The sequence below is a fragment of the Bradyrhizobium daqingense genome (assembly GCF_021044685.1).
Taxonomy (GTDB): domain Bacteria; phylum Pseudomonadota; class Alphaproteobacteria; order Rhizobiales; family Xanthobacteraceae; genus Bradyrhizobium; species Bradyrhizobium daqingense.
In genome coordinates this window covers 6,085,038-6,103,365 of sequence record NZ_CP088014.1, presented here as the reverse complement: position 1 = coordinate 6,103,365, position 18,328 = coordinate 6,085,038, and the positions used below count along the sequence as shown (strand labels likewise).

Below are 18,328 nucleotides of genomic sequence, written 5' to 3'. Positions count from 1 at the left end.
AGCCAATTCCGATCAGGGTCTGTGGCGTGCGCGAGCCCTCATTGCTCCAACGTCTTCAGGAAGGCCATGAAGTCGCCGACCTGGTCCGCGTCAAAACGAAATTCCGGCATCGCTGGATGTCCGGTGACGATGCCCTCGGCCAGGGCCTCTTGCAGCATCTCGACTGGATATCGTTCGTGTAACGTCCTGAACGGGGGAGCGATCTTGAGCGGGCTGGGACTGACCTTGTCGGTCGAGTGGCACTTGGCACAATACAGCAGCGCAAGACGCCTGGCTTGCTCGACGCTTGAAGCCGCAGTTGGGCTTGAGAAGAAAATCAGAACTGCAGCGAAGAAGACGCCAGCAATGGCTTGCTCAGCTCGGAGAAACACCCTCACATCGTGGTCCATCAGTGCGACATCATGACAGGAACAGTCATACTGCGGAACATCTCCTGCGTGACGCCGCCGAATACCGCTTCCTGGAATCGAGAGTGGCCGTAACCGCCCATGACCAATAGATCGAGGCTTTCATCCGCGGCGATCGACAGGATGCTCGCTTGCAGATCGCCACGGTCGGATTGAAGCGAAATGGCCTTTGCCGGCAAGCACTTCCGGGCGAGGTGTGTCAGTAGGCGTTCGGGCGATGCGTCAGACGGTACCTCGGATGCATTGAGGGTGATGATGGTCAGAGCGTCTGCCTCAGTGATGAATGGCATCGCGTCGCGTAAGGCGCGGGCGGCAAGGCGGCTGCCGTCCCAGCAGATGCCGACGCGTGCCGCCTTGAACGTGCCCCGAAAAGTAAAGGGAATGAACAGCAAGGGGCCGCCCGATTGCAAAAGCAGCTCCTTGGGAAGCTGGTTGTCGAACGTATCGCAATCGGGGTCGCCTTGTGACACGATCGTCAGATCATAGAGGCGAGCCGCTGCCCCAGCTTTCGAAGCGGTCTCTGCAGTAGTCTCGCTGAGTGCGTATTTCCCGTAGTTGATCCGGGCGTTCTTCGCCTCGATCTCGAAAATGCGCAGTGCTGCTTGGGCGCGTTCCAGCGCGCGTTCATACTCGAGTTGTAGAGACGCAACGATAGCTGCGCCGCCTTCGGCAACAAACGGCACGTCCGTCGAGGCATATCCTGTTGCAAGTGCGTCCAGATGTGCTCCAACACTCATCGCCAGGGAGACGGATGCTTCAATCGCCGGTCGCGGTGACCGCTCGGTTGGAATATGCACCAGTAGATCTCTTAACATGCGTGCCTCCCGTTCCGATCTTGCGGCCAAAGAGCAGCACATGTCGCGATTGGGAGTCTTGACGCACGTCAAAGCGGCAGACAGCTCGCGTTACGGACTCGAAACCGCTAGGCGCTTGGCAATCTCCGCGGAGAAGAGATAAGCAGCCGCGATAGCGATGATCGTCGCCAGCAGTGCCGCGGAAGGTGGTGTAAAGCCGAACAGTCTTCCCCATGGTCCGAGCGCAAGGGCCACGCCGGCGGCGAGAGCGCCCAGAGACGTTGCGATCAGGATAACATGGGGACGGTTTCCGCCCCACGGCATCCGGCGAGACCTGATTACGAAAATCACCAGGATCTGTGTCGATATTGATTCCACGAACCACCCGGTCTGGAACTGCGCCGCATTCGCTTCAAACAGCTTCAGAAGAACGGCGAAGGTAATCACGTCAAACAAGGAAGAAACAATTCCCATGATGATCGTGAAACGAAGGATCCTTGCCATGTTCCAGGCTTCCGGTTGCGCAAGGTCTTCCGGGTCGACTTCATCGAAAGGGATGCCGATTTCGGAGAGGTCGTAGATCAGGTTGTTCAGCAGGATCTGCAGCGGGAGCAACGGCAGGAACGGAAGGACGATCGAGGCCAGGGCCATCGAAAGCATGTTGCCGAAGTTCGAGCTGGTTCCCATTCGGACATACTTCAGGATGTTGGCAAAAGTTCTGCGGCCTTCGCGCACGCCGGCCGCAAGGACTGAGAGATCGGGAGCCAGCAGGATAATATCGGCGGCCGCGCGGGCGACCTCGGTAGCGCCCGTGACGGATATGCCGACATGGGCTGCATGGATGGCCGGGGCATCGTTGACGCCGTCCCCCATGAAGCCGACCACGTGATTGCGATGCCGGAGCGCAGCAATGATCCGTCGTTTCTGATCAGGATCGATGCGGGCAAAAAGATCGATGTTATCGACACGGGCCGTGAGCGCAGCGTCGCTGAGCTCTGAGATCTCGGCGCCGGTCATGATACGATCCGACTGAAGACCCACCGATCGCGCGACATGTGAGACCACTGCGCCGTGGTCACCCGAGAGAATCTTTATTGTTATGCCCAGCGAGGTAAGGGCTTCAATGGCCGAGGCTGCATCCTGCTTCGGTGGATCAGCGAAGACACAGAACCCCGTCATGGTCAGATCCGCCTCGTCGCCGACCGCTATCGTCTGCTGCTCATGCGGAACGGACCTGACGGCGACGGCAAGAAGCCGAAGACCGTCGCGGGCATATTGATCCTGAATGTCCCTCATTTTTTGCTGCCAGGCGGCGTCGAGCGGATGGGCCAGACCATCGATGTCCACGGCGACGCTGCGTGCCAGGATGGATTCCGGAGCGCCTTTTGCGATCAAGATATGTTCGTCGTTCTGTGCCACCAGTACCGACAGGCACCTTCGCTCGAAGTCGAACGGCACTTCCGAGAGTCTAACAACGCAGCCATCTATGGCGCCGTTCCGCGCGGAGAGTATCGCATCGTCGAGGGGACTTCTGACGCCGGCCTGGAAGGTGCTGTTGAGATACGCGAGGCTCAGAACGCGATCGCTGGGTCGCCCCTTCGGATCGACATGCGCTTCGAGCGTGATTTTGGCTTCCGTCAGCGTACCGGTCTTGTCCACGCAAAGTGTGTCCATGGCACCCAGATCATGGATTGCGGACAGTCGCTTGACGATAACCTTTCGGTCCGCCATGCGCAGCGCGCCGCGGGCGAGCGTCACCGTCATCACCATGGGCAGCAGCTCAGGCGTCAGTCCGACGGCGAGTGCGACCGCGAACAGGAAGGACTCCAGTGCGGGGCGTTGCGCGACGAGATGAGCCAACAACACAAAGAGGGTCAGAAAGAGCGTAAGCCGAAGGATCAGGAGTCCAAGCTTGTGCACTCCCTGTTCGAGAGCCGTTGGCGGAGCATTGGCCGCCAGTGCCGCAGCGATCGCGCCAAACCTGGTCCGGCCTCCGGTTTTCACCACCAACATCCTGCCGCTTCCGCCGACTGTACTGGTTCCGGCGAACAGGGCATTCGTCGCCTCCGCCGGCGATGCCGCAGAGCAGGGAGCGTCCGTCTTGAAAGCAGGAAACGGCTCACCCGTCATCAAGGCCTCGTTGATCTCCAATTCCTGGGCATCAAGGACGATGCCATCGGCAGGTATGAGGTCGCCGACACGGAGCTTCACGATGTCTCCGGGGACGAGCGCCGTCACCAGTACCGTCACGTCCTTGCCATCCCGGACGGCGTCGGCCCGAATGGCTACCGATTCGCGCAACGCTTCGGCCGTCAGCTCGGCGCGATGTTCCTGAACGATGTCCAGCGTGATGGACAGAGACAGCACGGTTGCAATAATGACGAAACTGCCAACGTCGCCGCTTAATCCGGATACGAGGGCGGCCGCCAGGAGCATCGCAATCAAGGGATTCCAAACGCGTTGCCCAAGCTTGCGCAGGACTGATCGGCTTTGAGAGGCATCAGCGTGGTTTGCTCCGAAGATCGCCAGGCGCCGGTCCGCTTCGACCTGCGATAGCCCGTTCGGACGGAGCCGAGCGCACGGCAGAGGGCGTCTTTTGGAGTTTGCCAGAACTCAGCAGCAGCCAAGGTCTTGGCCGCGCTAGGCTGCTCGATCATCGAAGGGCTCGCTGTTCTGTTGGTCTCCTGGATCAGGCAAAGGTAAGAGGCGGCCCAATTTCCCGGTTGATGCAGCTCAATTCGCCCTCGGACAACATGGTTAGGTTGCGCGGGCCAAAGGAGTTCACCATGTCGCCTCCAGCATCCGTCAGCCGCCTTCCTATAGCTTTGAATTCTGACCAGGTCCCCGGCGAGCCGCCGGATAATGAGGCACAGGCGACAGCGCAGCCATCCAGCTCCGATGCAGCCGTCGATGACATCGATCGATCCTTCCACGCGGCGCTGGCGCGGTTGACCGGCGGCGTCTCGCCGGCAGCGCTCGCCCTAGCTTTTGCCGACTGGCAACTGCACCTTCTGGCCTCACCTGGTAAGCAGGCCAGCCTCGCCGGCCGGGCGATCCAGAATGCGTTTGATCTTGTCGATGCCATGGTACCGAGGCATGCGGTATTCCAGCCTTGGTCCGTGATCCGGCCGCTGGAGAACGATCGCCGCTTCACGGGCTCCGATTGGGAGCTGCCATTCTTTAATCTCCTGGCCCAGGCTTTCCTGCTGAACCAAAAATGGTGGCATTCGACGACGATCGGTATTCACGGACTAGCCCATTCGAACGCGGCGATCGCCGACTTTGCGCTGCGCCAATGCCTGGACACGGTGGCTCCGACGAATTTTGCGGTCAGCAATCCTGAAGTTCTGCGCAAGATCATGGAGACTGGCGGCGGCAACTTCGTCTATGGCCTGCACAACTTTGTCGAGGATTGGCAGGCCTTGCTCGCTGGTGCAAGGCTCAGGAGCGATCAGACTTATGTGGTGGGTAAGGACGTTGCCATCACACCCGGCAAGGTCGTCTATCGCAACGAGCTGATCGAGCTCATCCAGTATTCCCCGACGACGTCCACCGTGCGTGCCGAACCCGTTCTGATCGTGCCTGCATGGATCATGAAGTATTACATTCTCGACCTGACGCCGCGTAATTCTCTCGTCCGTTACCTGGTCGAAAGCGGCTTCACTGTCTTCATGATTTCATGGAAGAACCCAACACCCGAGTATCGCAATTTCAGTCTCGAAGACTACCGTGAGCTCGGAGTGGACGCCGCGATCGCTACCATCAACTCGCTTCGGCCTGGACAGGCGATCCACGCCGCCGGTTATTGCCTTGGCGGTACCCTGTTGTCGATCGCGGCGGCCAGGCTGGCTCGCGAGCGGCCCGACTGCCTGCGAACGGTGACGCTGCTCGCGGCGCAAACCGATTTCACGGAAGCCGGCGAGCTCACCTTGTTCATCAACGAAAGCCAGGTCGCGTTCCTGGAGGATATGATGTGGCGGCAGGGGCTGCTCGCAACGGCACAGATGGCCGGGGCCTTCCAGATGTTGCGAACCAATGACCTGCTTTGGTCGCGCGTCGTGCGGGACTATCTAATCGGAGAGCGGGCCGCGCCAAGCGAACTGATGTCGTGGAACGCCGATGCCACGCGTATGCCCTACCAAATGCATTCGGACTATTTGCGGCGCCTGTTCCTCAACAATGATCTCGCCGAGGGGCGCTATCAGGTCAATGGCAGGCCGGTCTCGCTCGCCGATCTGCACATACCGATGTTTGTCGTCGGCACGTTGCGCGACCACGTCGCGCCGTGGAAGTCGACGTACAAGATCAACTTCCTTGCCGATGCAGACATCACCTACGTTCTGACGAGTGGCGGACACAATGCCGGCATTGTCGCGCCTCCCGGCCAAGAGGGGCGCAGCTATCAGGTGCGTACAAAGAAGGCTCATGATCCCTATATTGGCCCGGACGAATGGATCAAGCGCGCACCGTCCCACGAGGGATCATGGTGGACGGAGTGGACGCGATTTCTCGCCGCGCATTCCGGTCAGCCTGTTCCGACCTGCTTGGCGGCAGATTCGGGACAAAAGAGCGCGCCCTCGGATGAGGCGCCGGGCTCTTACGTGCTCGAGCAGTAGACGCGACAGTCAAGGCCGCAAAACGGCTGCGCCAGTCAGCTTGCCCTCCCTCAGACGGGCGAACGCTTCATTGGCCTCGACGAGCGGGAATACCGTCGTGTGTGTCTGGATATTGATCTTTGCGGCGGCGGCGAGAAAATCGATGCCGTCCTTTCGCGTGAGGTTTGCAACCGATACGATCTGCCGTTCGCCCCAAAGAATTCGATAGGGGAACGATGGGATGTCGGACATGTGAATGCCGGCGCACACAACGCGTCCGCCCTTGCGCACCGAGCGCAGGGCAAGTGGCACCAATGCTCCGACTGGCGCGTATATGATGGCGGCATCGAGCTCGGTCGGCGGGATGTCCTCCGAAGAGCCGGCCCAGTCAACGCCGAGCGAGAGCGCAAGTTGCTGTGCTTCCTGGTCGCCGCCGCGGGTGAAGGCGTAAACTTGCCGTCCCTCTGCGCGGGCCACCTGTGCCACGATATGGCCGGCCGCGCCAAAGCCATAGATGCCGAGCGTTTTGCCCTCGCCGGCCATCACCAGGGATCGCCAGCCGATCAGCCCGGCGCAGAGCAGGGGTGAAAGAGCTGCGTCCTCGCCGTTCTCGCCGAGTGGAAAGCAATATCGGGCGTCGGCGACGAGGTGGCTGGCAAAGCCGCCGTCGCGCGTGTAGCCGGTGAATTCGGGACGATCGCACAGATTTTCCTTGTCGGTGCGGCAATAAAAGCACTCGCCACAAGTGAAACCGAGCCATGGAACACCTACGCGCATGCCCAACTCCAACTCATTGACGCCCGGGCCAAGAGCATCGATGCGTCCCACGACTTCATGGCCCGGGATAATCGGATAGGAAATGTCGGGTAGCTCGCCATCCACCACGTGCAGGTCAGTCCGGCACACGCCGCATGCGCTGACCTTGACGCGGACCTCGCCGGGGCCGGGGATCGGGTCGGCTCGTTGCTGGAATGTCAACGGCGCGCCGCGTGCGGAGAGAACCATCGCGTACATGTCGCATTCCCGCGGCTCGAAGTGCATCGTCCGGTCTTGTCCCGTCGGATCTAAAGTCAGTGCTCGCCGTTCGCTACGCCGGCGCAACATGCGACTTCCCGGAGTTCTCGAAGGTGGCCCAGATACTAGGAGGACAAATCAGGCGTCGAGATTGTGCAGGCGCTGGCGGTTGCGCAGCACAATCTGGCGAGCGCCAGAGAAACCGAGAATGCCCTGGGCCTGAAGCTGAGACAGCGCGCGCGACACGGTCTCGAGCGTGAGGCCGAGATAGTCGCCGATGTCGCGACGGCACATCGGCAGCGCCATCATGCCCGCGACGGCGAGGCGGCGGTCCATTTCGAGCAGGAAGGTAGCAACGCGCTCCATCGCAGTCTTACGTCCGAGAAGCAGCATGTGATTTTCGGCGTGGCGCAGCTCCGAGGCGGTCATGGTCCAGAGCTTGCGGGCGACCTGGACGTCGGTGCCGGAGGCCTTCTCAAGGCTCGCACGCTTCACCAGGCGCACCGTGGTGTCGATGATGGCCTCGGCGGCGAGCCGGTGACTGGCACCGGATTCCAGACCGAACACGTCGCCGGGAAGGTGAAAGGCGCCGATCTGGCGGCGGCCGTCGGAAAGAAGCTTGTAGCTGCGCACCGCGCCGGTGACGACTTGGTAGACATATTCGGCCGGCTCATCCTCGCCGTAAATCTCCTCGTCCTTGCGGTACGAGAATTCCGTGACGACGAGGCCGGCATGGCCGGTGATCGCGCCGAGCCGATCGGCGACCGGATCGATGGAAACGGCAACCTTGCTGCCGCTGATCGGAGTGTTGATCGCCTTGGTGTTAAGTGACTGGGTGAGCATCTGAGCCATCTCCGTTGTGATGACCAATGCTTACGCGGGATTGAGCGTCGCGAAAGTTCGAGCGATATCTTAAGGGGGCCTACCTACGTAGAATCCCGCAGGTCAGCGTCCGCGCCGGTCCTGAACGGCCCGGCGGATACATTTGACCAGGTTTTCATCGAGAAGAAGGGGCTTTAAAACCACGTCTTTCACCCCGGCTGCCGCGGCCCGGGTCGAGATGTTCTTGTCCGGATAGCCGGTGATTAGGATCACGGGCACATCGCGATCAAACTTGCGCAACCGGCCGGCGAGTTGGATGCCGTTGATGTCGAGCATCTTGTAGTCGATCACGTAACAATCTGCACTGGGCATATCGCCAGCATTCAGGAGCGCCGTTGCACTCCGAAAGGTCCGCACGGCAAAGCCTTCGGTTTCCAGCAAGAACCGCAAGGATCCTAGAACTGCGGCATCGTCATCGACCACAAAGACGGTAGATTTTGCAGGAGGCGACAGCCGCTCATTGTGCGAGCTGATCTCAATCATGTCGTCTTGACTAGCAGAGGATGTGAAGAAGGGCCTTGACATGGCTCAATCGTTGAGCAGACCGGCGCGCATCGCCAGCCGCACCAATTCCGACAGGCTGTTCGCCTGCATCTTGGTCATCACGTTGGCCCGATATACTTCGATCGTGCGTGGGCTGATGTCGTAGTCGCGGGCGATCAGCTTATTTGAGAGGCCGGCGACCAGACCTTGCATAACCTGGCGTTCGCGGGGACTCAGGGAGGCAACACGCGCGGCGATGTCTTGCGCGATCGCTTCGTTTTTGGCTGCCGGCGCTGCCTGGCGAAGCGCCGATTCGATCATGGCGGTGAGGGGATCGTCTTCGAACGGCTTCTCGACGAAGTCGACCGCCCCGAGCTTCATCGCCTCGACGGCAAGCGGCACGTCGCCGTGACCGGTCATGATTAGGATCGGAAACGGGCTGTGCTGCGCCTTCATCCGCTTCAACAGCTCGATCCCGTCGAGCCCGGGCATGCGCACGTCGGAAACGACGCAGCCGAAGGCGAGGCCGGGTAGCACATCGAGGAAGGCTTGCGCGGTGTCGAACAAGGTCACCTTGTAGCCTGAGGAATCCAGCAGGAAGTGCAGCGAGTCCCGCATCGCCTCGTCATCATCGATAACGTAGACAATTCCCTTGGCGGTCATGGGTCAGGCCTCGGCTGCCGGAAGGGTGAAGCGGAATGTTGCGCCGCCCGATGGATTGCTCTCGGCCCACATGCGGCCGCCGTGAGCCTCGATGATCGAGCGGCTGATCGACAATCCCACGCCCATGCCGGTCTCTTTGGTGGTGAAGAAGGTCTGGAACAGGTTTGGAATCACGTCATCCTGGAAGCCGGAGCCGGTGTCGGAGACCTGCACCTCGATCATGTCGTCAGCCACGACAGTGTTGGTGACAGCCAGCTCGCGATGCGACGACTGCGCCATCGCCTCCAGCGCGTTGCGGAACAGATTGACCAGCACCTGCTGGACCTGCACCCGGTCGGCCAGCACAAGATCTGCGTCCGGATCGAGCGTGAATCGGAGCTGCACGTTCTGCTCGCGCGCGCCGGCAAGCCCGAGCGCGCCGGCCTCCTCGATCAGCTTGGACAGGCTCTCAACCCGCTTCTCGGATTCGCCGCGCGAGACGAAGTCCCGCAGGCGCCGGATGATCTGGCCGGCGCGCAGCGCCTGTTCGGCGGCGCGGTCCAACGCACTCTCGATCTTCGGCATGTTCGGATCGCTGCTGCCGGCGAGCAGCCGCCGCGACCCCTTCATGTAGTTGCTGATCGCCGCCAGAGGTTGGTTCAGCTCGTGCGCGAGCGCGGAGGCCATCTCGCCCATCGCGGTTAGCCGCGACACGTGAACCAGCTCGGATTGCAGCTCCTGGAGCCGCGCCTGGGTCTGCTGTTGCTCGGTGAGGTCCCGGACGAAGCCGGTGAAGAAGGGCTCGCCGCCAGACTGCATCTCGCCGATCGACAGGTGCATCGGAAAGGTGGTCCCGTCACGCCGCCTGCCAGTCACGATGCGGCCGATACCGATGATGTGCGGATCGTGCGTAGTGCGGTAGCGCGCAATGTAACCGTCATGGCGTGAGCGGTCGGGCTCCGGCATCAGGATGCGGACGTTCTGGCCGATCGCCTCAAGCTCGGACCAGCCGAACAGGCGTTCGGCGGCGGTGCTGAAGAGCTGGATAATGCCGCGACCGTCGATGACGATCATGGCATCGGGAACGGTGTGGAGGATCGAGCGGAGGTGAGTCTCGCGGGTGCGCAGCGCCTCCTCGACCTGCTTCTCCTCGTCGATGTCGAGCAAGATGCCGCTGAGATGACGGGCGGCGCCGGCCTCGTCCCGGATCAGTCCCGCTCGTGCTCGGATCCATTGTCCCCGGCCCGAGGCATCGGCGACCTTGAACGATACGTCGAGACCGCCCCCGTGCTCGGAGACGCGTTTGATCGCGCCCTCGACGCGCTCGCGGTCGTCGGGCGCGAGACGTGACAGGAAGAGCTCATAGCTTGCCGCCTGGTCCCGTGCGATGCCGAGCAGCGTCCTGGCGGTGTCTGACCACTCCAGATCGCGCGTCTTAAGGTCCAGATCCCAGGTGCCGACGCCGAACCCCTCTATCCGGACCCGGAAATGCTCGCCGCGACCGTCGTCTTGTGGATGCGTTACGCGGGTCGGCGACAAGCTACTGCTCCCACTCTCCTGCGGCCGGTCGGATGCCGCGAATTGTGCAGGCAATTTCGCCCAAGGTCGCGCTGGACGCAAGCTCGGAGGTCTGATTCCATTGGTGGATTTCCCGCTGCGCCGCAGGGCGGCTCGAGCTAGACATACGCGGCCGTGATCGTCAGCCTGACGCTCGATCAACCGAACGACACGCGCCTTCAGGGCGCAGGCGAATTCGCTGAATGGTTCGAGGCGGCGGCCGTCGCGGTCGCGCGCGCAGTTTCTCCCGCCCCTCTACTTTGCGGATGGCGCCGAGGCCCATGCCGCGCCTCGATCGAGCGCCGCTTTGCCAAGCTTGAGGCGCAATGCCGCGCCGCAACCAGAAACCGCGGCGGACACGCGGAGTGGCGCAGCGTCATGGATTTTCCGGCACGATTTGTGCCGGCACAGGCGCGCTGCACCGCCATCAACGCCAGCGGCGCATCTCAGCCAGTTGATTGCCGATCTCGTGTTCCTGGGCAAGCCGCTGTGCGCTGCTGGCTACGGGGGCGCAACAGGCGGCTTTCGCAGGCTCTTGACTGCGATCGCAACGAGTGGCGCGAGAAGCGGAAGCAGGCCGCTCAGCGGGTGGTGGATCGTCCCCGTCACTTGAGCGTGGAGCGTACGCGCCTCGAGCTGAACGGCTTCGATAGCTGCACCATGGATTTCATTGGCGAGCTCGATCTCGCGTCCTGACGGCGGCCGCGCCGCGACGACGAACAGCATTGCCGCGATGACGAAATTGATCGCGCCGAGAATGGCAGCCGCGACGATTGCACCCCAGATCTGGACCAGGGCGAAATAGGCCGACAATTCGAGCATCAGCAGACCGAAGGTGGCGATCAGCGCTGCGAAGACGCGCAGGCCTAGCCCGATCAGGAGGTGGCGCAGTCTGATGTCGGCGATGATCCTGTCGGTACGCCAGAGCACGCGCAGGTGTTTGATGATGTTTTCCGTACTCACCTAGTGTCTCCTCAGCATGAAGCCGACGACTACGCCGAGTGCGAAGGCCGAAGCGAGCGACGCCACCGGACGCTCTGCGAGGAGGCTATGGAGCTGCTCTTGCTCCTCACTCACGGTCTCGCCGAGTTCGGTCAGCGCGGCCTTGATCTGGTCGGCCAAGGCCTCGGCCCGGTCTTCTGGCGCATTGAGCGTCTGCTCGCCGGCCTCGTCCAGCAGGCGCGCAACATCGATCTTCATCGCGTTCAGTTCGTCGTTCGTGCTGCCGGTGTCGAACATTGGCGGCCTCCATCGAATGGAAGAAGCCTATGCGAGCCGGCTCGTTAGTGATTGATTTGCGTCAACGGCGTGTTCCCAGTTTGACGCAGGTCAATCCAGGTGCGTGGCGGTGACCTAGAAACCTGGGCGGATCAGGAGCGATCCCATGAGGATACAAGCGTGATCTCGGAACCAATGCTTCTGGCGACGCCGTCTGGCGACGGGCTCGAACTGCGGCCCGAGGGGCCATGGATCGCCGCCAACGTGTCGAGGCTTGAAGCGCTCTCTCTGGCGGCAAGAGCGGCTGTCGATCGATCGAAGGCAGTGACGCTTGATATGGCCGGAATCAGCGAGCTCGACACGCTCGGCGCGTGGCTTCTGGAGAAATTGGCGCGTAGGGCAGCATCCTCCGGTCGATCGGCCGAGGTGGTCGGAATAGCCGACAATTTCGCCGGCCTGATGGACGAAGTGCGTCAGGTCAACCGGCATAATCCACTGCCGACACCTATGCCCAACCCGGTTTTGCACCGGCTGCACGATCTCGGCAAGTCGACGGTCGATGCGCGGGAAGACATCAGGATCTTCCTTCAGATGCTCGGCGCACTGTTCATGTCTCTGGCGGGAGTCTTGCGCCGGCCGCGGTCGTTGAGGCTGACGTCACTGGTCTACCAGCTCTACCGCATCGGCTGGCAGGCGATCCCGATCGTCATGCTCATCACCTTCCTGATCGGCGCGATCATCGCGCAGCAGGGCTTTTTTCATTTCCGCAGGTTCGGTGCCGAGTCCTACACGGTCGACATGGTCGGCATCCTGGTGCTGCGCGAACTCGGCGTCCTGATTGTCGCCATTATGGTCGCCGGGCGCTCGGGCAGCGCCTATACCGCTGAGCTCGGCTCGATGAAGATGCGTGAGGAGATCGATGCGCTCTCGACCATGGGGCTCAATCCGGTCGACGTCCTGATCCTGCCCCGGGTGGCTGCCCTGGTCATCGCGCTGCCAATCCTCGCCTTCATCGGCTCGATCGCGGCGCTCTATGGCGGCGGTCTGGTCGCGCAGTTTTACGGTGACATGGGCCCGGCAATCTACATTGCGCGCCTGCATGAAGCCATTTCCGTCACCCATTTCGAGGTCGGCATCCTGAAAGCGCCGTTCATGGCACTGGTGATCGGGATCGTCGCCTGCAGTGAGGGATTGCGCGTGAAAGGCAGCGCCGAATCGCTTGGCAGGCAGACGACAACCTCGGTGGTGAAGTCGATCTTTCTGGTGATCGTGCTCGACGGCCTGTTCGCGATCTTTTTCGCGTCGATCGGAATGTGACGATGTTGGAGTCAGTGCAGGCGTCTGCGATCCGTGTCCGTGACCTCGTTGTCGGCTTCGGTCGGCAGACCGTGCTGGATGATCTGTCGCTTGACGTCCGCCGCGGGGAAATACTGGGTCTGGTCGGTGCTTCCGGCGGCGGCAAGTCGGTCCTGATGCGCACCATCATCGGGCTCGTCCCGCGGCGAGCGGGCACTATCGAAGTCATGGGACAGCCAATCGGAAGTGCACACGACCGCAGCGCACATGGCGCGGCCGGCACATGGGGCATCCTGTTCCAGCAGGGCGCGCTGTTCTCCTCGCTGACGGTCCGGCAGAATGTCCAGTTTCCGTTGCGCGAAAACCTAGTCCTGTCTCAGGATCTGATGGACGAAATCGCGATCGCCAAGCTTGAGATGGTTGGACTACGGGCGGAGGACGCCGACAAATATCCGTCCGAGCTGTCGGGCGGCATGACCAAACGCGTTGCGCTGGCACGCGCCTTGGCGCTCGATCCGCCAATCCTGTTCCTGGACGAGCCGACCTCCGGTCTCGATCCGATTGCGGCCGGTGACTTCGATGCCCTGATCAAGACCTTGCAGAAGACCCTGGGGCTCACTGTGCTCATGGTGACCCATGATCTCGCAAGCTTGACCACAGTCTGCGACCGCGTCGCGGCGCTGGCCGACGGCAAGATCGTGGCAATTGGTCCGATGCGCGAACTTCTTCAATCCGAGCATCCCTGGGTGCGAGCCTATTTCCACGGCAAGCGTTCCCAGATGCTGCAACCCCACATGAGATGAGACATGGAAACCCGCGCTCCCTATGTGCTGATCGGCGCCTTCGTGCTGGCTGCGATCCTCGCGGTCTTCGGCTTCGTCTATTGGCTGAACAACACGGGCGGCATTGGACCGCGCACGACCTATCGCGTACAATTCCAGGGACCGGTGCCGGGGCTTCTGGTCGGTGCCGGCGTGCTGTTCAATGGCATCCGCGTCGGCGAGGTAGCAGAACTGGGTCTCGCGCAGGATAATCCGCGTTTCGTCAATGCGACGATTTCGGTCGCGTCTGCGACCCCCGTGCGGCCCGACACGAGGGTTGGCCTCGATTTCCAGGGGCTGACCGGCGTGCCGGTGGTGGCGCTGGAAGGCGGCACGAGCGTCGCCAAGTCGGGCGAGGTTGTGACCTTGATCGCCGACGCTGGGGCGGGGCAGAGCATGACTCAGGCGGCGCGCGATGCGCTGCGGCGGGTCGATTCCGTGCTGGAGGACAACGCCGGTCCGCTGAAGGATACGATCGCGAATTTCAAGACGTTCTCGGACGGGCTTGCGCGTAACACCGACAAGCTCGACGGCATCGTTGCAGGGATTGAGAAGTTGACGGGTGGCGGAGCATCGGCGCCAAAGAGAACCTATGACCTGCGCGCACCGCAGGATATCGGGCCGGTCGGCAAGGCGCTTTCCGCCTCCTTGGCAATTCCCGAGCCGACCGCGATCGCGATGCTCCAGACGCAACGCATGCTGTTCTCGCCGGTTCGGGACACCCCGAACTTTGCCGAGTTCCTGTGGTCCGATAGCATTCCAAAGCTGGTGCAGGCGCGTCTGATCGACAGTTTCGAGAACTACGACATTGCCCACGCTCCGTTGCGCACTGATCTGGGGCAGGCCGACTACCAACTCCTAATCGATATTAGACGCTTCCGCATCGCGACGGATGACGAGCCGCGAGCGGAGATCGTCCTGTCGGCTCGGATCGTGAACAAGAACGGCGGGGTGATCGCATCACGCATCATCGAGACGAGCGAGAAATTCGACAAGGTCGAACCTGCCGCCTCAGTTGAGGCATTCGAAGCTGCGTTTTCGCATATCGCGAAGGAGCTAGTTCATTGGACGGTGGCGTCAGCCGGGGCGGAGTAACAAGGCTGGGAAAGCGGCCCCGTCTTGATGAGGACAATTGGTTACCTTCGTAGATTTCTAATGTAGCCCCATGTATCCCCAAGGCCTGTTAGTTCCGAATGCGCGGAAAAAGTCGGGCTACATTTTGACGCTAAGTCATTGCAAACACTGGTGCCGGCTGAGGGGATTGAACCCCCGACCTTCGGTTTACAAAACCGCTGCTCTACCGCTGAGCTAAGCCGGCGACGCCTGGGATGCAGACAGGACTTGGCTTGCGCCGAAGCCATCTGCCCGTGCGCGCCGCAATACCAGACTTGATTGGAAAGTGCCAGAACCGCGAGGTGGCCCTCGCAAGGCATGAATCAGGCGGCCTTGCGGGCCGCCTGATGTGTCGCGCTCGATAATGGGCTGCTTACTGGCAGATGTGCCGGCGGCCGTCTGCGCCCTTGAACCAGGTGCCGGGAGTGCACACGAAGCCGTTGCGCTCGGCGTAGCTGCGGGTGTCCCAACCACGGTTGTCCCAGCCGCGATTGTCCCATGAACGGTCGTAGGCGTAACTGTTGTCCCAGGCGCGGAACGGCCCGGTTGCAATCGCGCCGGCGGTGCCGATCGCGGCGCCGGCTACACCGGCAGCGACATCGGTCGGCCAGAAGCCGGTGCGGCTCCTGTTCCAGTCGTTATTCCAATCGCCGCTATTGGTCTGACGATAGGCCGCACGGCGGTTGCGATAATTGCCGTCGGTGTAGGGATTTCCCGGTCCGAGGTTCTGGCAGTTGGCGTTGGGGAATTGGGCCGAGCAGCGGCCGGGGTTGGTGACCACCGCCTGCGCCATGGCAGAGCCTGCCAACATGGTTGCAGCAATCGCAGTAGCCCCGAGAAGTTTGATGTTCATGGTTGTTGGCTCCCGTCTTGAATTGACCGGGGCTTAAATGCTGACGACGCCGGACGTTCCGGTGAACCCGGCCACTTTTTCGCCGTTCCAAGGTCAAACGGATGTGAGCACGCGGGGGTTCCGACGACAAGTCGGCTGCCGTTAACGCTTCGCTAGTTCGCTTTGCAGCATTTGAGCAGCGCGCAATCCTTGCACATTAGGCTTACCGGAAATTGGCGAGCGGGCCTTAACCCTCTCTGCGCCGCGATCGGATAGGTTGCCGCCGGATAACCGGGGTTTCCTCATGCGCGTTGTGGCGCTCGCCGCCTTCCTGATCGGACTGCCCGCGACGGCGTTTGCCGGCGGCTTCGAGATCGTCGTTCCCGGCCGTCCCGGCGTGCCGATCATCATCAACAACATCGACGCTTCCTACGCCGTTGTCGAAGGCACCTGGGGCCTGGGCAAGAACCAGCAGGTGCAGCCCACGATCTATGGCGGGCGCTACATCGCCGAACGGCAGCCCGACGACGTCGGCCATTATTATCCGACGCTGGGCCTGCGGCCCGGCTACGGCCGGCTCGAGGTCGAGCCGCCCGCGAACCGCAAATTGCCCAAGCCCGCCGAGAGCTACCACCAGAGCTGGGGCGCGTCGTCCGCGCCGTTGCCGGCACAGATGGACCCGCCGGTCGATCCGCCGCCGGTGATCTACGCCCCCGAGTTCAACGAGCGTCCGCGGCCTCCGCGACCGCGGCCGCGCACAGAGATTCCCGGCAAGCCGCCGGGTTGAGAAACGTGAAAATCTAAAAAACGGAAATCAACAGGAGAGAGTAATGCGTCAGATGATTTCGGGACTGGTTGCGGCGGCTGCCGTGATGTTCGTCGCCACCGCGCCCGCCGCGGCCTGCGGCTTCACCACGTGCGCGCCGGTCGCACCGGTCTATTCCGGCTGCAACACCGGCTGCGGCGGCTATGGATATGGATACGGTTATGGCGCCTTTGAGCGTCTCGCCGAGCCGACCACGCAGTACTATTACGTCAACCAGGGGCCGACCTATACCGGCCCGGGCTCTTTCGCCCCGTATCCGACCTACCGTGAAGACGCGGTCGTCGCGCCCGCCAATTACGGCTACGGTTATCGCGCTCGTGGCTACGGCTACGGCTATCGTGCCGCCGTCGCTCCGTATCATCGCCCGTATTTCCGTCCCTATCGCTACGGCTACGGCCCGCGCTACGGCTATCTGCCGCGCGTCCATTACGGCCATGCTGCACGATACGGCTACGCCCATCGCCACGCGCCGCACTATCACGGCGGCCATCGCGTGCTGCGCCGCTATTACTGATCTCTGATCGGTTCAGCCGACGAGACGCCCGTTCGCGCGACGCGGACGGGCGTTTTGTTTTCTGGATTCGATCATAATGGCGACAGCCCGCCTACGCCTACCGGCTACGGGGAGGCAGCCTTCGCTCGCTTCGCGCAATGATGTTGTGCCCTGGCTTGCCGAGCCGAAGCTCGCGAAGCGAGCGAAGGCTGGTGGGGGAGGCAGGACTCGAACCTGCGAAGCCATGAGGCGGCTGATTTACAGTCAGCTCCCTTTGCCACTCGGGACACTCCCCCGCTCGACGGCAGCACAATCGGGCCGGACCTTGCCGGCGGACCGAAGACGGCCATGGAACGTGAAGGCCGCGACAACCCGGATCGGGGCGCGACCGGGCGCGTTTATGGGCGAAGCAGTGGGGCAAAGTCAACCGAGGCGAACAGCTAAAATCGCCCCCGAAGGCACCCAAATTGCCATATTCCGGCGCCCATGACACAAGCGAGCGCATGAAGGATCGAAAATTCGGCCCCAAGGGGCCTCGCGGCGGGGCTAAGCCCTTCAACAGGCCCGGGAAATCGACCGGCCGCCCAGCTTGGCGCGAGCGCGATTCGCACGCCGATGGGCCCGTCATTCTCTATGGCTGGCACACCGTCACGATGGCGCTCGCCAACCCGCAGCGGCGGATCCGCAAGCTGACGCTGACCGAGAACGCGGCGAGGCGACTCGCGGAAGAAAACATCGCAACCCGCCTCGCGCCCGAGATCGTCCGGCCCCAGGAGATCGACCGTCTGCTGTCGCCCGACGCCGTGCACCAGGGCCTGCTGGCGGAGGCCGATGCCCTGCCGTCGCCCGACATCGAGACCTTGAAGCAGGAAGGCATGGTGCTGGTGCTTGACCAGATCACCGATCCGCACAATGTGGGGGCGATCCTGCGCTCGGCCGCAGCCTTCGCGGTCAAGGCGATCGTCACCACCGCGCGCCACAGCCCGGAAGCCACCGGCGTGCTCGCGAAGGCGGCCTCCGGTGCGCTCGAACTCGTGCCGCTCATCACTGTCCAGAACCTCGCCCGCGCGCTCACCGCGCTGAACGAGCGCGGCTTTCAGACGGTCGGGCTCGACAGCGAGGGCAGCGAGGACCTCAGCGATGTCGCGCTGCGTGAGCCCCTCGCGCTGGTACTCGGCGCCGAAGGCAAGGGCCTCCGGCAATTGACCCGCGAGACCTGCAGCGTCGTGGCGCGTCTCGACATGCCAGGCGAGATCAAGAGCCTCAACGTCTCCAACGCCGCCGTGCTCTCGCTCTATGTCGGCGCGAGCCGGCTCGGGCTGATGAAGCCCGGCGCGACGTCGTAGGGCGAAGGC

The 18,328-nt window shown here is 62.3% G+C and carries 18 protein-coding genes and 2 tRNA genes; 7 read left to right on the top strand and 13 right to left on the bottom strand.

The genetic code is table 11. The features are described 5' to 3' along the window. Positions 1 to 38: 38 nt before the first annotated feature. From LPJ38_RS29120 to mgtA, 3 genes are all read right to left on the bottom strand, one after another. Positions 39 to 389 carry a c-type cytochrome gene (locus LPJ38_RS29120; protein WP_231088433.1) on the bottom strand — a complete coding sequence of 117 codons (351 nt, stop codon included), beginning with the start codon at positions 387 to 389 and terminating at the stop codon, positions 39 to 41. Further along, on the bottom strand, positions 389 to 1,204 hold the full coding sequence (locus tag LPJ38_RS29115) for a universal stress protein (RefSeq protein ID WP_231088432.1): 816 nt from the start codon (positions 1,202 to 1,204) through the stop codon (positions 389 to 391). The genes LPJ38_RS29120 and LPJ38_RS29115 overlap by 1 nt, the downstream gene beginning before the upstream one ends. A gap of 108 nt (positions 1,205 to 1,312) precedes the next feature. Beyond that, positions 1,313 to 3,724 carry a magnesium-translocating P-type ATPase gene (mgtA, locus tag LPJ38_RS29110; protein WP_231088681.1) on the bottom strand — a complete coding sequence of 804 codons (2,412 nt, stop codon included), beginning with the start codon at positions 3,722 to 3,724 and terminating at the stop codon, positions 1,313 to 1,315. Positions 3,725 to 3,987: 263 nt separating this feature from the next. On the opposite strand from mgtA, the gene LPJ38_RS29105 reads away from it, so the two are divergent. Further along, a complete protein-coding gene (locus LPJ38_RS29105; RefSeq protein WP_145629449.1) occupies positions 3,988 to 5,817 on the top strand; it encodes a PHA/PHB synthase family protein in 1,830 nt (609 codons plus the stop codon). A gap of 9 nt (positions 5,818 to 5,826) precedes the next feature. Here LPJ38_RS29105 and LPJ38_RS29100 read toward each other — a convergent pair whose 3' ends face one another. The 7 genes from LPJ38_RS29100 to LPJ38_RS29070 all read right to left on the bottom strand — a co-directional run bounded on the left by LPJ38_RS29100 (position 5,827) and on the right by LPJ38_RS29070 (position 11,613). After that, entirely contained in the window at positions 5,827 to 6,810 is a 984-nt protein-coding gene (locus tag LPJ38_RS29100) for a zinc-dependent alcohol dehydrogenase family protein (RefSeq protein WP_145629451.1), read from the bottom strand. Positions 6,811 to 6,948: 138 nt separating this feature from the next. After that, complete coding sequence (locus LPJ38_RS29095; protein WP_167520284.1) at positions 6,949 to 7,653, bottom strand: helix-turn-helix domain-containing protein; 705 nt, start codon at positions 7,651 to 7,653, stop codon at positions 6,949 to 6,951. A gap of 102 nt (positions 7,654 to 7,755) precedes the next feature. Beyond that, on the bottom strand, positions 7,756 to 8,175 hold the full coding sequence (locus LPJ38_RS29090; RefSeq protein WP_145629455.1) for a response regulator transcription factor: 420 nt from the start codon (positions 8,173 to 8,175) through the stop codon (positions 7,756 to 7,758). Positions 8,176 to 8,220: 45 nt separating this feature from the next. Next, positions 8,221 to 8,838: a response regulator FixJ gene (gene fixJ, locus LPJ38_RS29085; RefSeq protein WP_145629457.1), complete on the bottom strand. Its 618-nt coding sequence runs from the start codon at positions 8,836 to 8,838 to the stop codon at positions 8,221 to 8,223. A 3-nt stretch (positions 8,839 to 8,841) separates the two neighbouring features. Next, a complete protein-coding gene (gene fixL, locus LPJ38_RS29080) occupies positions 8,842 to 10,356 on the bottom strand; it encodes a sensor protein FixL (protein WP_145629459.1) in 1,515 nt (504 codons plus the stop codon). A 519-nt stretch (positions 10,357 to 10,875) separates the two neighbouring features. Next, complete coding sequence (locus tag LPJ38_RS29075; protein ID WP_145629461.1) at positions 10,876 to 11,337, bottom strand: phage holin family protein; 462 nt, start codon at positions 11,335 to 11,337, stop codon at positions 10,876 to 10,878. After that, positions 11,338 to 11,613, bottom strand: coding sequence for a hypothetical protein (locus tag LPJ38_RS29070; RefSeq protein ID WP_145629463.1), 276 nt, complete (start codon positions 11,611 to 11,613; stop codon positions 11,338 to 11,340). It lies immediately after the preceding gene. A 159-nt stretch (positions 11,614 to 11,772) separates the two neighbouring features. Here LPJ38_RS29070 and LPJ38_RS29065 point away from each other — a divergent pair, with 159 nt between their 5' ends. From LPJ38_RS29065 to LPJ38_RS29055, 3 genes are read left to right on the top strand one after another with little or no spacing between them, the layout of a single operon-like run. Beyond that, the gene (locus tag LPJ38_RS29065) at positions 11,773 to 12,909 is read left to right on the top strand and encodes an ABC transporter permease (RefSeq protein ID WP_145629471.1); all 1,137 of its coding nucleotides are present in this window, start codon (positions 11,773 to 11,775) and stop codon (positions 12,907 to 12,909) included. 2 nt (positions 12,910 to 12,911) lie between these two features. Further along, the gene (locus LPJ38_RS29060; protein ID WP_167520285.1) at positions 12,912 to 13,691 is read left to right on the top strand and encodes an ABC transporter ATP-binding protein; all 780 of its coding nucleotides are present in this window, start codon (positions 12,912 to 12,914) and stop codon (positions 13,689 to 13,691) included. 3 nt (positions 13,692 to 13,694) lie between these two features. Continuing rightward, on the top strand, positions 13,695 to 14,804 hold the full coding sequence (locus LPJ38_RS29055; RefSeq protein ID WP_145629486.1) for an ABC-type transport auxiliary lipoprotein family protein: 1,110 nt from the start codon (positions 13,695 to 13,697) through the stop codon (positions 14,802 to 14,804). A gap of 148 nt (positions 14,805 to 14,952) precedes the next feature. Here the strand turns inward: LPJ38_RS29055 and LPJ38_RS29050 are convergent. Next, positions 14,953 to 15,027: transfer RNA gene (locus LPJ38_RS29050), tRNA-Thr, on the bottom strand. 168 nt (positions 15,028 to 15,195) lie between these two features. Then, positions 15,196 to 15,675, bottom strand: coding sequence for a hypothetical protein (locus tag LPJ38_RS29045; protein ID WP_145629493.1), 480 nt, complete (start codon positions 15,673 to 15,675; stop codon positions 15,196 to 15,198). Between the two features lie 283 nt (positions 15,676 to 15,958). Here LPJ38_RS29045 and LPJ38_RS29040 point away from each other — a divergent pair, with 283 nt between their 5' ends. Both LPJ38_RS29040 and LPJ38_RS29035 read left to right on the top strand, forming a co-directional pair. After that, positions 15,959 to 16,441: a hypothetical protein gene (locus tag LPJ38_RS29040; protein WP_145629501.1), complete on the top strand. Its 483-nt coding sequence runs from the start codon at positions 15,959 to 15,961 to the stop codon at positions 16,439 to 16,441. 43 nt (positions 16,442 to 16,484) lie between these two features. Further along, on the top strand, positions 16,485 to 16,994 hold the full coding sequence (locus LPJ38_RS29035; RefSeq protein WP_145629508.1) for a hypothetical protein: 510 nt from the start codon (positions 16,485 to 16,487) through the stop codon (positions 16,992 to 16,994). 189 nt (positions 16,995 to 17,183) lie between these two features. Here LPJ38_RS29035 and LPJ38_RS29030 read toward each other — a convergent pair. Continuing rightward, a tRNA-Tyr gene (locus tag LPJ38_RS29030) sits at positions 17,184 to 17,269 on the bottom strand. Positions 17,270 to 17,476: 207 nt separating this feature from the next. On the opposite strand from LPJ38_RS29030, the gene rlmB reads away from it, so the two are divergent. Beyond that, positions 17,477 to 18,319 carry a 23S rRNA (guanosine(2251)-2'-O)-methyltransferase RlmB gene (gene rlmB / locus LPJ38_RS29025; protein WP_167520286.1) on the top strand — a complete coding sequence of 281 codons (843 nt, stop codon included), beginning with the start codon at positions 17,477 to 17,479 and terminating at the stop codon, positions 18,317 to 18,319. Positions 18,320 to 18,328 lie beyond the last annotated feature (9 nt).